This is a genomic window from Paenibacillus sp. FSL W7-1332 (assembly GCF_037969785.1).
GTDB lineage: Bacteria > Bacillota > Bacilli > Paenibacillales > Paenibacillaceae > Paenibacillus_AQ.
This window is the reverse complement of sequence record NZ_CP150209.1, coordinates 969,955-983,497: the sequence shown is the minus strand read 5'-3', so window position 1 is coordinate 983,497 and position 13,543 is coordinate 969,955. Positions and strand designations below refer to the sequence as shown.

The 13,543-nt window shown below is 49.9% G+C and carries 12 protein-coding genes; 5 read left to right on the top strand and 7 right to left on the bottom strand.

The features are described from left to right. The first annotated feature begins 55 nt into the window (after positions 1-55). The 4 genes from MKX98_RS04235 (at position 56) to MKX98_RS04220 (ending at position 4,349) form a co-directional block, all read left to right on the top strand. Positions 56-826, top strand: a complete 771-nt coding sequence (locus tag MKX98_RS04235; RefSeq protein ID WP_194540873.1) for an ABC transporter ATP-binding protein — start codon at positions 56-58, stop codon at positions 824-826. Beyond that, positions 801-2,750 (top strand): ABC transporter permease, encoded by a 1,950-nt coding sequence (locus MKX98_RS04230; protein ID WP_339221575.1) that lies wholly within the window; start codon positions 801-803, stop codon positions 2,748-2,750. The genes MKX98_RS04235 and MKX98_RS04230 overlap by 26 nt, the downstream gene beginning before the upstream one ends. A 41-nt stretch (positions 2,751-2,791) precedes the next feature. Further along, a complete protein-coding gene (locus MKX98_RS04225) occupies positions 2,792-3,403 on the top strand; it encodes a DedA family protein (RefSeq protein WP_113058241.1) in 612 nt (203 codons plus the stop codon). A gap of 103 nt (positions 3,404-3,506) precedes the next feature. Then, a complete protein-coding gene (locus MKX98_RS04220; protein WP_220686587.1) occupies positions 3,507-4,349 on the top strand; it encodes an undecaprenyl-diphosphate phosphatase in 843 nt (280 codons plus the stop codon). A 142-nt stretch (positions 4,350-4,491) separates the two neighbouring features. Here MKX98_RS04220 and MKX98_RS04215 read toward each other — a convergent pair whose 3' ends face one another. The 7 genes from MKX98_RS04215 to MKX98_RS04185 form a co-directional block, all read right to left on the bottom strand. Beyond that, complete coding sequence (locus tag MKX98_RS04215; protein ID WP_258394472.1) at positions 4,492-5,136, bottom strand: N-acetylmannosamine-6-phosphate 2-epimerase; 645 nt, start codon at positions 5,134-5,136, stop codon at positions 4,492-4,494. Between the two features lie 29 nt (positions 5,137-5,165). Further along, on the bottom strand, positions 5,166-6,656 hold the full coding sequence (locus MKX98_RS04210; protein WP_339221566.1) for a PTS transporter subunit EIIC: 1,491 nt from the start codon (positions 6,654-6,656) through the stop codon (positions 5,166-5,168). Between the two features lie 224 nt (positions 6,657-6,880). Continuing rightward, positions 6,881-7,711, bottom strand: coding sequence for a MurR/RpiR family transcriptional regulator (locus MKX98_RS04205; protein ID WP_339221564.1), 831 nt, complete (start codon positions 7,709-7,711; stop codon positions 6,881-6,883). A gap of 205 nt (positions 7,712-7,916) precedes the next feature. After that, positions 7,917-8,222 carry a DUF4406 domain-containing protein gene (locus tag MKX98_RS04200; RefSeq protein ID WP_220686588.1) on the bottom strand — a complete coding sequence of 102 codons (306 nt, stop codon included), beginning with the start codon at positions 8,220-8,222 and terminating at the stop codon, positions 7,917-7,919. 307 nt (positions 8,223-8,529) lie between these two features. Beyond that, the gene (locus MKX98_RS04195; protein ID WP_339221562.1) at positions 8,530-9,429 is read right to left on the bottom strand and encodes an AraC family transcriptional regulator; all 900 of its coding nucleotides are present in this window, start codon (positions 9,427-9,429) and stop codon (positions 8,530-8,532) included. Positions 9,430-9,653: 224 nt separating this feature from the next. Next, positions 9,654-10,649, bottom strand: coding sequence for a Gfo/Idh/MocA family oxidoreductase (locus tag MKX98_RS04190; RefSeq protein ID WP_194540865.1), 996 nt, complete (start codon positions 10,647-10,649; stop codon positions 9,654-9,656). After that, positions 10,646-11,644 carry a Gfo/Idh/MocA family oxidoreductase gene (locus MKX98_RS04185; RefSeq protein ID WP_339221558.1) on the bottom strand — a complete coding sequence of 333 codons (999 nt, stop codon included), beginning with the start codon at positions 11,642-11,644 and terminating at the stop codon, positions 10,646-10,648. The genes MKX98_RS04190 and MKX98_RS04185 overlap by 4 nt, the downstream gene beginning before the upstream one ends. A gap of 278 nt (positions 11,645-11,922) precedes the next feature. On the opposite strand from MKX98_RS04185, the gene MKX98_RS04180 reads away from it, so the two are divergent. Then, complete coding sequence (locus MKX98_RS04180) at positions 11,923-13,386, top strand: carboxylesterase/lipase family protein (RefSeq protein ID WP_339221556.1); 1,464 nt, start codon at positions 11,923-11,925, stop codon at positions 13,384-13,386. The last annotated feature ends 157 nt before the right edge of the window (positions 13,387-13,543 follow it).

Sequence of the window (13,543 nt, the reverse complement as noted above, 5' to 3'; positions counted from 1 at the left end):
CATGGAGGCGACCGAATCTTTTACAATGAGATCATCGTTATAGAGGAGTGAAGATATGCCCATCCTGAGCGTCAAGCATCTATCCAAAATCTACGAGGGCAAAGTGGCGTTCCAAGCGCTGAACAATATTCACTTCAACGTCGCCAAAGGAGAGTTCGTCGGCATTATGGGTCCATCCGGCAGCGGAAAAACCACGCTCCTCAATCTGATTGCAACTATTGATCAGCCCACGGCCGGGGAAGTGATCATCAATGGGCGCAATCCTCATCTGCTCAGCAGAAGCGACACCGCTCTCTTTCGGCGCCGGGAGCTGGGCTTCGTCTTCCAGCACTTCAACCTGCTGGATACGCTCACCGTTGAGGAAAATATCGTTCTCCCGTTAACGCTGGAAGGCGTGCCGCTGGACGAAATGGGCAGCCGGCTGAGCCGGATCGCGGATCGACTCGGCATCGGGTCCATTCTGCATAAGCATACCTATGAGATTTCCGGCGGACAGATGCAGCGTACTGCCATTGCCAGGGCGCTCATTCAGGAGCCCTCCCTGATTCTCGCTGACGAGCCCACCGGCAACCTGGACTCCAAAGCCTCCAAAGAGGTGATGCAGACACTTTCCGCATCGAGTAAAGAGGCTTCCGCAACGATTCTCATGGTCACTCATGATCCGGTGGCAGCCAGCTACTGTGACCGCGTCTTGTTCATCAAGGACGGACAACTATATAATGAAATGTATTGCGGTGACAACCGCCAAGCCTTTTTCCAGAAAATCATCGACATGCTGGCTTTACTGGGAGGAGGCAGTCATGACCTTTCGACAATTCGCTTTTAGGAATGTCCTGAGGAATAAGCGGACCTATGCGGCCTATTTCTTAAGCAGCGCATTCTCCGTCATGATATTCTTTGTGTGCGCCCTGTTCCTGTTCCATCCTTCGATAGCCGACGAGATGTTCTATCCGGTTGTTATCCAAGCGATGCTCGGCGCCGAGCTGATCATGTATGTATTCTCGTTTTTCTTCGTGCTGTATTCCGTCGGGGCCTTTCTAAAGACGCGCAAGCGCGAGTTCGGCATTCTGTTCATGCATGGCATGACGGATCGCCAGTTTAACAAGATGGTATTTCTCGAAAATATGATCATCGGCGTTAGCGCCATTGCAACGGGCATCCTATTCGGCGTCATTACAGGCAAGCTGTTTCTGATGGCTGGTTCGGCCTTTCTTGGAATCCCGCCCCTGCCGTTTCGACTGCCCCTACGTGCGCTTGGACTGACGGTCGCAAGTTACGTGCTGCTGTTTGTCATCATCTCGCTGTGCACATCCTGGCTGCTGCGTCCTAAAGCGTTGATCGATCTGTTTCAGTCCGGACAGCGGCCGAAAACCGCGCCCAGGACATCGCCCTGGTTATCCATATTGGCAGCCGTGCTGCTGGTGGTCAGCTACAGCTTGGCGGCCACGACAAGCGCGTCGACCCTCGCGCTGCGCATGTTTCCGGTTACCTTCATGACGATGATCGGCACCTATCTGTTGTATACGCAGCTAGGCGTTGCTCTTGTGCGAAGGCTGAAACAGAGCCGCCGGTTAGCCTGGAGACGGACCAGGCTGATCTCGCTATCCAGCCTGCATTACCGGCTTAGGGATCATGCACAAATGTTCTCGATGGTAACCATCGTGCTGGCTGTTTCCTTTTGCTCGGTAGGCGTATTTGCCTCCATCCCGGTGCTCACGAAGCAATTCAATGAGGATTTCCCTGCCGCCATCGGCTATCTTGCCAAAACGGGAGACACCTCCGAGAAGCAGCATTTACATGAAATCCGACAGGAGCTTGAATCGAAAAAAATACCGTTCGAAACGCTATCGTTTCGCGTGAAATATACGGAAGTCCAGCCGGCTTCCGCGCAGGTCGGGCAGTTAGAAAACCCGTTGGCACTGATCTCCTTCTCCGACTATAAGGCGGCGGTGCTGATGGCGGGGCTGCCATTTGAAGAACAGCCGCTGAGCGGTGAGGATGCTCTTGTCCTCATTGCCTCGCAAAATGACAGAGCTTATATCCGTGATCGGGAGCAAGCTTCATACCGGATCCATGATTCCGAAATCCTCCTGCATGAAACCGGTTATTCCGATCATGTCGGCGTACCGGAATATTTGCTGCCGGAAATGGACAACGATTCCCGCTTCGGCGGGCTTGTGGTCAGTGACAAAGCTTTCGCCGCCATCACGAATCCGGTCCGGCTAGAGCGGTACACCGGCTTCTATGTGGATGATTTCACGAAGACTGAGGGCATCGTCCCTCATCTGGCCCCACGCGGGGCGGTGCGTTATGAGATGGGCCAGCCTTATGCGCTGGCGGTCAGCGGCACGCTGTTTGCCCTCCGGGACAGCCTGTACAATATGCTGCTCTTCGCGGCACTGCTTGTGGGTACGGTGTTTTTTATCGCGGCGGGGAGCTTCCTGTACTTCCGCCTCTATGCCGATCTGGATTATGACCGCAGGCATTATGCCACGATATCCCGGCTTGGAATGACCGATAAGGAGTTCCGGCGGATCGTCACCGGACAGCTGGCGCTGCTGTTTTTTGTACCGATCGGCCTTGCGATTGTGCACAGCATCTTTGCCTTTGTCGCGCTGCAGAGCTACTTCTATTTATCCATTGCGGCAGAAATGGGCATCGTGCTGATCAGCTTCCTGATGATGCAGGTCCTGTATTTCTTCTTCATCCGCAGTCAATATCTGCGCAAGCTGAAGCAGACCCTTATATAAAGGATGCGAGCAGCATTCTTACTTGGAAAGAGGTGTAACTTTTGGAAAACTGGATTACGGATATTATGGAGCAGTTCGGCTATATCGGCATCCTGCTGATGATTGCCCTGGAAAACGTGTTTCCTCCAATCCCCTCCGAGGTCATTCTTACCTTCGGCGGATTCATGACCACCTACACAAAATTGACGGTGCCAGGCGTTATCATTGCCGCTACGATCGGATCTATAGCCGGTGCTGTTATTCTGTACGGGATTGGTCGCCTGCTCGATGTCGAGCGGCTTGAAAAAATCGTGGATCGTTGGGGACATATCCTCCGCGTCAAAAAAGAAGACATCCGCAAGGCGGATGCATGGTTTGATAAATACGGCTACTGGACCGTCCTGTTCTGCCGCATGATTCCACTGATCCGAAGCCTGATCTCCATCCCGGCGGGGATGTCCAACATGAAGTTCGGCATGTTCCTCCTCTTCACGACGATCGGTACACTGATCTGGAACGTTATTCTGGTATGCGTGGGAGCCGCCGTCGGCGGTTCATGGGAAAAAATCGTGGCTTTCATGGACGTCTATTCCAATATCGCTTATGCTGTAATAGCTGTGGCCGGGATTGCGTTTCTGTTCCTTTTCTTCCGCAAGCGGAGAAAGTCAGCTTAAAATCGGGTGCCCGCGAAAAGTTGAAGATTGAATCCGCACTTCATGCCATTCATCATTCATATCATTACATTTAATATTTTTTGTAAGGGAGAGACTATAGGTCATGGATTTTTTAACCATCCTCAAAGCAATTATTCTGGGAATCGTCGAGGGACTGACCGAGTTCGCTCCTGTATCCTCAACCGGACATATGATCATCGTTGATGATATGTGGCTGAAATCCGAGGAGTTTCTGACGAAATACGTAGCCAACACCTTCAAGGTTGTCATTCAGCTTGGCTCCATTCTCGCCGTCCTCGTTGTGTTTAAGGACCGCTTCCTGGATCTCTTGGGACTCAAACGCAAAAAGCCTGAAGCCGGCGTACCGGCGGGTACAGGCAGATTGAAGCTCAGCCAGGTTATCGTCGGTTTGATTCCGGCCGGTGTTCTGGGCGTCTTGTTCGAAGACCTGATTGACGAGCATTTATTTTCCACCGAAACGGTGCTTATCGGACTTGTGATCGGAGCCATCTTCATGATCGTTGCCGATAAAGTCAGCTCGAAAAAAGAACCGAACGTGGTCACTGTCGACCAAATTACGTACAGACAGGCATTCAGCGTCGGTCTGATTCAGTGTCTGTCGCTCTGGCCGGGCTTCTCCCGCTCCGGCTCCACCATCTCCGGAGGCGTCATGCTCGGAATGAGTCACCGCGCAGCGGCTGACTTCACCTTCATTATGGCTGTGCCGATCATGTTCGGAGCCAGCTTACTGTCGCTGCTGAAGAACTGGGAATACTTCACGCTGGAGGCTCTTCCGTTCTTCATCGCCGGTTTCGTGGCAGCCTTCGTCTTCGCCTTGATCTCCATCCGCTTCTTCCTGAAGCTGATTAACCGGATCAAGCTGGTGCCGTTTGCGATCTATCGGATCGTGCTCGCTGCTATTATTGCGTTGGTGCTTTATCTGTAAAACCGTTCGTTCATGTATATTGAATGCACAAGATTGAAAAAAGGCGGGGCTGTCCCTAAGTCATCTTCAATGACTTTGGGGACAGCCCCGCCTTTTATTAAGGGTGCGCGGATAGCTATCGTACAACTGTATGCCTCTTTTGTTATAGAATTTCGTTTACCGCATTCGAGAACCATTTCGTGATGATTTGCGGCCTTGTTATGGCACTGCCTACAACCACACAATAAGCTCCCATTTCGATCGCTTTTGCCGCCTGCTCCGGTGTGTTGAAGTTGCCTTCTGCAATGACTGGCTTCTTACACTGCTTAATCAGTTCTTCCAGCACAGTGAACTTCTCCACATGCTGGGACTGCGGTGTATAACCAATAAGGGTCGTTCCAATGTAGTGGAACCCCAATCGCTCTGCTCGCAACCCTTCTTCCGTTGTGGAGATATCCGCCATGAACTTCTGCGAAGGATATTTTGTAAAGATCGATTGCAGGAATGCCTCATCCTGATCCATCGTTGCTTGCACAGCAATAATCTCAACCCCCGTACCAACAAGCGCATCCACTTCGGTCATGGTCGCTGTAATGAACGATTGCATGCCCGGATAGTCTTTTTTGATAATGCCAATAATGGGCAGCTCAACTTGCTTCTTTATTTCCTCGATGTCTTCAACGCTATTCGCACGGATCCCCACCGCACCGGATTCGGCTGCCGCAATGGCCATACGTCCCATAATAAATGAACTATGCAACGGTTCGCCTGGCAAAGCCTGACATGATACAATTAATCCTCGTTTCACAATATGTTCCCTCCATGCCATATCCTCTTTTATTCTTCTCCAATAGCCTCATTTATCTTTTGTTTAATTAAGTCGGCTTTTGCGCCAAATACAGCCTGAATCCCGCCTTTTACTTCCAATACTGCAGTAGCGCCCAGTTCTTTAATTGTATCCTTATCTACTTTCGATACATCTTTGACTGCAACGCGAAGTCTTGTAATACATGCATCGACATCTTCCAGGTTCTCCTTGCCACCAAGCGCATTCAGCACTTTCATCGCGGTCTCTCCAATGCTGTCCTTGGTTTCGACCGATACGCTCTCCCCATCACTTTCACGTCCAGGTGTCGCCACATTGAATTTCGCAATTAAGAAGCGGAACACAAGGTAATAGATGATAGCCCAGAAGAGCCCCACAATAATGACATAGATCCAATTCGTTTTGGCATTCCCCTGCAGAACCCCAAAGAGCATGAAGTCGATGGCCCCGCCAGAGAAGGTATTTCCGATACGAACGGATAACATATCCGCGATCATAAAGGATAGACCATCCAGAGCCGCATGAATCACGTATAACCAAGGAGCGACGAATATGAACATAAACTCAATCGGCTCCGTAATCCCTGTCAGGAACGATGTCAGCGCTGCACTAAAGAACAAACCAAACACAAGCTTGCGACGGTGCTTCGGAACGCAATGATACATCGCAAGACAGGCCGCAGGAAGACCAAACATCATCGTAGCAAAACGTCCTGCAAAAAAACGGGTTCCTTCGGAGAACATTCCAGCATGATTCGGATCAGCCAGTTCGGCAAAAAAGATTTTCTGCGCACCCACCACTTGCTGACCTGCAACCGTGGCGACACCGCCCAGCTCTGTGAACCAGAACATCGGATAAATCATATGGTGTAGACCGACAGCACCTGTAAGACGAAGCAGGAATCCGTATAAATAGGTACCGAAATATCCCATTCCGGCTATAGCAGTCCCTGCCGCTACCAGCCAGCCTTGAAATGTAGGCCAGATTAAGAAGAAGATCCCGCCTACGAAAATAGCACTAAACGATGAGACGATCGGAATAAACCTCGAGCCTCCAAAAAATCCTAGAAAGGAAGGTAATTGAATCCCCCGGTATCGATTGTTCAAATAAGTAACCAGGATACCAATGACAATAGCCCCTACAACTCCGGTGTCAATGGATTCAACGCTTGGATTAAATACCGTGATCATTGCACCAATCGATGCATTCATAACCAGGAACGAGACGGCCGCCGCCAGCGCAGCAGTACCTTTATCTTTTTTCGCTAACCCTACGGCAAGACCAATACACATGATTAGCGCTAAGTTGGCAAACACAACATTGCCGGCTGCAGACATAATTTGAAAAACAGCTTGTAAAAACCGCGTATTCAGAATCGGATATGCAGCAATCGTATTCGCATTCGATAAGGCTCCCCCAATCCCAAGCAGCAAACCCGCAGCAGGTAGGATTGCAATCGGTAACATAAATGACTTACCAAGCTTTTGCAACTGTTTAAACATGGATTTTCCTCCTAATGGATCAATCATTGTATTCCATCGCGATATGTCAATTCTACATCATGAAATTATTTTAGTAAATATAATTTCACTAAAATAATTTTATTAATTGGTAATTACTCTATGACACTTAGTATGAACAATGGCAATAAAAAAACCTGTGTCCCTCCAGTAGACGCAAAATACGTCAACTTCTGAGGTTCACAGGTACGATGAAAGCTTTATTTTTAATCCATTCGATTATGTTCAAGAATCGTATTAACTGTAATTTGCATCCGACTATTTAAATCCTGATCCGCAAGTAAGATCATGCATAAAATATCTATCGCATACATGACGGAAAATTGACTGTTTACAAACCTTTCTTTATCAACAAACAATGTATTGGAGACCAAAATAAAAGAGTCCACTTGTTGCGCCAGCGTACTTTCGGAGAAGCTGGTCAGACAGATGACTTTGCACCCATTATTCTTTGCAATTCTAGTTGCGTCGACAATAACAGACGTTTCCCCTGAACTGGAAATCGCAATAACGAAATCATTCTCATTCAATATCGAACTATTGATCAGCATTAAATGAGAATCCGTAATACTCTGCACATTGAAGCCCATACGCAGCAAGCGAAGCATCATTTCCTTCGCTGAAAGTCCCGAGCTCCCGATTCCGTATATGTAAATTCGCGCTGCGCTCTTAATCGCTTCAGCAAGTCGATGCAAATATGTAATGTCCAGTAATTGATTCGAACGCTCAATGACCGTCTGATAGAATTTTGATACTTGAATGAGAATATTGTCCTCCGCCGAAGGAGCCGTCGCAGTACGAAGCCTGCCCAACTGAACCTTCAATTCGGCAAAATTATTGCAACCAATCTTCTTGCAAAAATGCGTGATTGTCCCATTCGAGACACCGACATGGTTCGCCAGCACAGATATATTCATGTTATTAATTGATTGACCTTCTTGAAGAATATAATTCGCTACCAACTGTTCTTTCTTCGAGAAAGTCGGATATAACTGCTGAATAACCATATAAATATCCATTGAATCCACCACCGCCATTTGGGAATTATAACAAAAAAAGCATATGGATTCAATATCATTGCCATGGGCGTGAATGCCAGTGCCCATCCTGAATCCTAGTTCGTAAAAACGGGTATACAGAGAAAGATATCGAGCTCGTTCGGAAGACCGTTTTTTAGTAAACAAACGTCCGATCTGTCCGTCAACGAATATCATAAATGCGGGGGCTTCGAGGAGCAGACTACTACAGTTGCTCCTTTGAATAATACCGTACCTTCTTACCATGACTGCTGGCGTATTCAATCTCGGCCCGAGTGCTGTCTCCAATATAGCCATTCACATCGATTACAAAGATTTCGTCCGACCTATCGATTTTGCGGAAGTGCAGCTCTTTAAGCTGGCGCTCCTGCTCCCCCGTGATCGCCATCCCGTCGCTCTGCTCAAAAAAGCCGACACTAAGAACGATATGTCCGCTTAACGTAAGCGCAGCTTCGACTTCCCGAAACTGTGCTTTAAACTTGGTCGATCCGCATAGCGTTATTACGTGCATGGTACACCTTCCTTTTGGCAAATAGATGCTCGTTTTCTTCAGAAATATCGTGGACAAGAAAAGATGCGGATAATAAGAGTTGTTTCTAATGCGCTGAAGCTATCTATGATTATCATAATGATAGGGATAATTGCTCAAGACCATCATAGGAGTAAATATGATGCAACGCAACCATTCATCCATGGAGAAAAAAAGAAGAAGCCCTCCGATAAGGAAGGACTTCTGCCTAATGGTTGTACGGGGAATCCCCTATCCATCGACGATCCAGGATTCATTCATTTCCATAGCAGCGTGAACCCCCTCCACCTCACTCTTCAAACGATAAATTGGTAGGCTCCTCCAGCAGCTCATAGTGAAGATCGAGGTTCGTCGTCGGTACGCTAAGTTCCACCTCTTCAAAACGGAGGCTGTCCAGCCACACCTTGCCTGCCCCCATCAGCAGAACACCGATCGAGATCGTGGCGCTCTCCTCGGGTACGTCGAGCACGATGGCGTAGTGATTCCAGTGCGTACTGCCCACAATGCGCCGATCGTTCATATTATCGAACTGAAGCACGTCCTCCGCACGGTTATCGACTCGCATCCACAGTCCGCAGTATTCTTTGACGTTCTCGGTTTTGACAAATCCGGAGAACCGCATCCGCTTGCCCGCATACTTATCGGCTTTGAATTGCTGCATCATGGTCGCAAAAGCGCCAGCCTCCATGGGGGTAAGGGCTTTTAGGTAACCGGAAGTGCTACCTTGGTGGACGATAGAACGGTCGACGCCGATTTCATAATCATGCGGGTGGCTTCCGCTCAGAAACCAGCCTTTTAATTCAGGTTGAGATGGTTGCTGCATGTGATCCTCTCCTTTATAGTGGCTTGAGTGATGAGCGTGAACCGCAAAGATTTTCCGGTAACGCCTCGGCGGCATGCCGTATAATTTTTTGAATGCTCTCGTAAACGACTCCTGACTCTCGAAGTGGCAGTGCAGGGAGATGTCGATAATCGCAGCCTCGGAGTGCAGCAGAAGCTGTGCTGCATAACAGAGTCTTCGTTTTCTAAGGTAATCCGCGATGTTCATACCGACCTCCTTCCGAAACAAGCGGTGGAAGTGATATGGCGAAAAACCGGCATGGGATGCAATATCCGCGAGGGTCAGCTGCTCCTCCAGATGCTGCTCCATGTACGCTATGCTTTTTTGGATGATACGCTGGGTACTCAAGGTCAGGCCCTCCTTTGTTATTAAGAATACCAAATGGAAGAAGGACGTTTTTGATCTTTTTTGCCAACATCAAAAAGCCCCCTTCGATTACAAAGATCGAAAGAGGCTCTTGCCATGATATGATTCTCATTATGGATCCCGGGAAAGGCTTCCTGCGTGTCGTCGACGGCGACACCTAACCGAGCGTGCATCCTGCTGTACGGCTATAGCCGGAAAAATCGCATTTACCCCAGCGGTTTCAGCTGAACGGTACGCTTGGTGCTTGCGGATTCATACGCTGCAATGGCTACACGGGCAGAATAGTACCCGTCTTCCCCTGTTATTTCGACCGGCTTGCCGTCGCGAATGCTGTCGATAAAGCTGTTGACAAGACCTGCATCCATATCATCGCCCCAGAAGCTCCACGCAGCTTTACCAGTTACATCGCTGTAGACATCGTTCTTCTGGGCAAAAGAATCAATGTTCAGCACACCCTTGGTGCCGATGATCTCAAGCGTTACGTCTCCCCAGGTCGGGAAGGTACGATTACGGGACCAGCTTGGGTCCAGTACAGCAACAACGCCATTCGCGAATTTGACGTGGACCATGCCGGCATCGTCAATCTCCGTGTCATTGAAGAGTGTTTCCGCATGGGCGTACACTTCCTCTGCCTTGCTGCCGGTAAACCAGTGCATCAGGTCCATCACATGGACGGTATGGTCCAATACGGCTCCGCCGCCCGATTTCTCCCGTTCGATAAACCAGCCGCCAGGCATGCTTCCCCGGTTGGTTCCCTTCATGGCCAAAATCTCACCGATTTGTCCCGCGTCAATCGCTTCCTTCGCCTGACGAACGGAGGTAATATAACGGCAAGGAAAAGCCGTCATAAGCTGAACGCCATGATCCTTGCACACTTGAATCATCTCCAGCATCTCGGACTCGGACAAACCTAATGGCTTCTCGCACAGCACATGCTTACCCGCCGCAGCGGCAAGCTTGGTAAATTCTGCATGTCGTGCATTTTCCGAACAGATGACAACCGCATCCAGCTCCTGTGCCAGCAATTCATTATAGTCTGCATAATACGGGATTCCCCGGTCCACAGAGTAAGGACGCACGCGCTCCGCGTTCTCATCCGCGACTCCGACCACCTCGACATCATCCCGCTTCAACATGCCTAAGAGATAACTCGCTGCATGCATATGGGCAAAGCTAATAAAGCCTACTTTAACTTTTTTCATGAAACTGTCCCTCCGATCATCACGGGCTGTCCAGTCTGAGCCGATTGCTCCGCTGCCTGAGCGATTTCAACGGCATAACAAGCATCCTTGATACTGACGAGCGGCTCGCTGCCGTTCCGGATGCAATCGATAAAATGCTGCACCTCGTAATAATATGGGTCATACAAGCTTGGGCTTGAAGGAACCTGTACGGCTGCTCCCTCTCCTGCCTCCGCATTCACCAATTTAATATCCAGAGACTGCACCTGATTGCTATCAAATCTTATGATTCCTTGGTTTCCCGAAATTTCGAACTGCGTCGTAAACGGTCCGGGATATCCCCAATAGCCGGTTAGACTCGCGATTGCTTTATTTTTAAAATGAAGCGTAAGCTGAGCATACTCCATCTCAGGCTCATCCCGCTTAACAGTGGAAGCATATACCGACTCCACTTCCCCGAACAGCCAGCAGGCAAAATCGATATCGTGAATCAAGAGGTCCATGATAACACCGCCGCTCTTGCCCGGATCGTTATACCATCCATCCATGCCCTGCGGATACGAACCGTACCGCTTAAAGTGAGCCATCTTTGGTGTTCCGATGCTCCCGGAGTTGGCCTGCCGATAGGCATCATGATAGTTCGGGAAGAATCGAACGACATGTCCGATAAACAAGCGGACTCCATGCTTTTCGCAGGCTGCCTTCATTTCCAGTGCGTCCTCCAGGGTCAATGCAGCCGGTTTTTCGCAGATGACGTGCAGCCCTCTTTCAGCTAACATCAGCACAAACGGTTTATGGAGATAGGTGGGCAGACACACCGCAACCGTTTCCAAATCTTTTTGTTCAAACAGCGACTCTACATCCGTGTATGCCTTCGCCCCAGTCAAAGCTGCTGCCCGCTCAGCCCGCCCGGCGTTAATATCAACCACGCCTGTCACCGTTACTCCCGGCATTTTCGCCAAATTGTGCGCATAGGCTGTCCCCATCGTTCCGCAGCCCAAAATCGCTATGTTCATGCTTATCCCTCCAGTATACCTATAATGACTTGGACCAGAAAGTGATACCGTATTCGTTGTCCACGAATACGACTCACCCTGTTACATTCTTCATGTGACATGACATTCCTGCCTCAATTTCGCATGATTCGTGCTTTTTTGAACTTATGCCGCTAACTTGATAAAGTGTATTATAGAGATTAGTAAAAATATTCTATATGACGCTTCAGCCATTTATGAATAACATTCGAATAGGGTCGACAGGAAAGATCCACAGAGAGAAAGGGTGTAGAGTGAACATGTCAGAACTTGTCGTTCAAACGAAAGCCGGGCGTATTCAAGGCAGTTCGGAAAACGGAGTACGCGTATGGAAGGGAATTCCTTATGCGAAGCCCCCGGTTGGCCCGCTTCGATTCCGTGCTCCTGTGCCCCCCGATCCATGGGACGGGATAAAGGATACCACTGCCTTCAGCCCCATGTGCCTTCAACCGCTTGAATCCACTTCAAGCATGCTAGGCGGAGGCGTTACCAAAACCGTGTCCGAGGATTGCCTCTATCTCAATGTGTGGGCACCCCTGAACACGCCAGCGGAGCCGCTGCCGGTCATGGTATGGATTCACGGGGGCACTTTCGTCACAGGCTCAGGCAGCTTGCCAAGCTATAACGGCACGCCTTTCGTACTCCGGGGCGACGTGATTGTGGTAACAATCAATTACCGGCTGGGTCCGCTCGGCTTTCTCCATCTCTCCCCATACGGCGAAGCCTACTCCTCCAATACCGGTTTATTGGACCAGATCGCTGCCCTGGAATGGGTGCGGGACAATATTGCGGGCTTCGGCGGCGATCCGGAGCGGGTTACCGTATTCGGAGAGTCGGCCGGCAGCATGAGCATCGCAGCCTTACTTGCAATGCCGGCAGCCAAAGGGTTGTTTCACCGGGCTATCATGCAAAGCGGCGCTGCCCAAGTCATGGCTCCGGAACAGGCAAAGATGGTAACGGCAGGTTTGCTTAAGGAGCTGGACATAACGCCTGATAAGGTCCATGAGCTTGAATCGCTCACAGGTGAGTTAATATTCGAAGCCGGAGAACGATTGAAGAAACGTTTTGGCTCCGGCGTCAGCATGATCTTCCAGCCGGTGCTGGAACCGGGCACTTTGCCTCATGACCCGCTGCAGGCTGTTCAATCGGGCTGGGCCAAGGACGTGCCGATCCTGATCGGCACAAATCTCGATGAAGGCGCCTTGTTCTTCCGGCCGGACATGCCGCTTGTGAAGGAAGACGATCTTGTACGCACCGTTGAAATGATGACCGGTATCCAGGATGCCGCGCCTATCACCAAGGAATACCCGTACAGCATCGACGGACATGCCCAGATTATGACTGACCTGTATTTCTGGCGTTCGGCCCTGCAATTCGCTTCCGCTCAGAGCAAACACGCGCCGATATGGATGTACCGATTCGATTGGACGCTGCCAAATCATCCGGTTCTCGGCAAAGCGATGCATGCCCTGGAAATACCGTTTGTATTTAACACCCTGGCGCTGTTTCAGAACATCGGTGTTCAAGTCGATGCCGCCACGCAAGCCCTGTCCAACCGGATGCAGGATGCTTGGATATCATTTGCGCGCCATGGTTCGCCGGATACGGAGGCGCTGCCGTGGCCAGCTTATGATCCGGCATCGCGCTCAACGATGATATTCAACAACGACAGCAGGATCATCGAGGACCCGGATGCGGAGAAACGGAACATGCTGCAATTATAAAATGGATAAGCCATAAGCAAGGGCCCTTTCGCGGGAGGGGCTCCTTATAACAGCAAAAAAGCTGTACTCCTGGCATGACATCATGGACATCATGCCGGAGTACAGCTTTTTGTTAATTTTAGCAGGCCGCACATATTCATACACGACTAACCTCTGG

Coding starts and splice junctions, on each gene's coding strand:
- MKX98_RS04235 (WP_194540873.1), top strand. CDS start 56: ATGCCCATCCTGAGCGTCAAGCATCTATCCAAAATCTACGAGGGCAAA.
- MKX98_RS04230 (WP_339221575.1), top strand. CDS start 801: ATGACCTTTCGACAATTCGCTTTTAGGAATGTCCTGAGGAATAAGCGG.
- MKX98_RS04220 (WP_220686587.1), top strand. CDS start 3,507: ATGGATTTTTTAACCATCCTCAAAGCAATTATTCTGGGAATCGTCGAG.
- MKX98_RS04210 (WP_339221566.1), bottom strand. CDS start 6,656: ATGTTTAAACAGTTGCAAAAGCTTGGTAAGTCATTTATGTTACCGATT.
- MKX98_RS04205 (WP_339221564.1), bottom strand. CDS start 7,711: ATGGCGGTGGTGGATTCAATGGATATTTATATGGTTATTCAGCAGTTA.
- MKX98_RS04200 (WP_220686588.1), bottom strand. CDS start 8,222: ATGCACGTAATAACGCTATGCGGATCGACCAAGTTTAAAGCACAGTTT.
- MKX98_RS04190 (WP_194540865.1), bottom strand. CDS start 10,649: ATGAAAAAAGTTAAAGTAGGCTTTATTAGCTTTGCCCATATGCATGCA.
- MKX98_RS04185 (WP_339221558.1), bottom strand. CDS start 11,644: ATGAACATAGCGATTTTGGGCTGCGGAACGATGGGGACAGCCTATGCG.
- MKX98_RS04180 (WP_339221556.1), top strand. CDS start 11,923: ATGTCAGAACTTGTCGTTCAAACGAAAGCCGGGCGTATTCAAGGCAGT.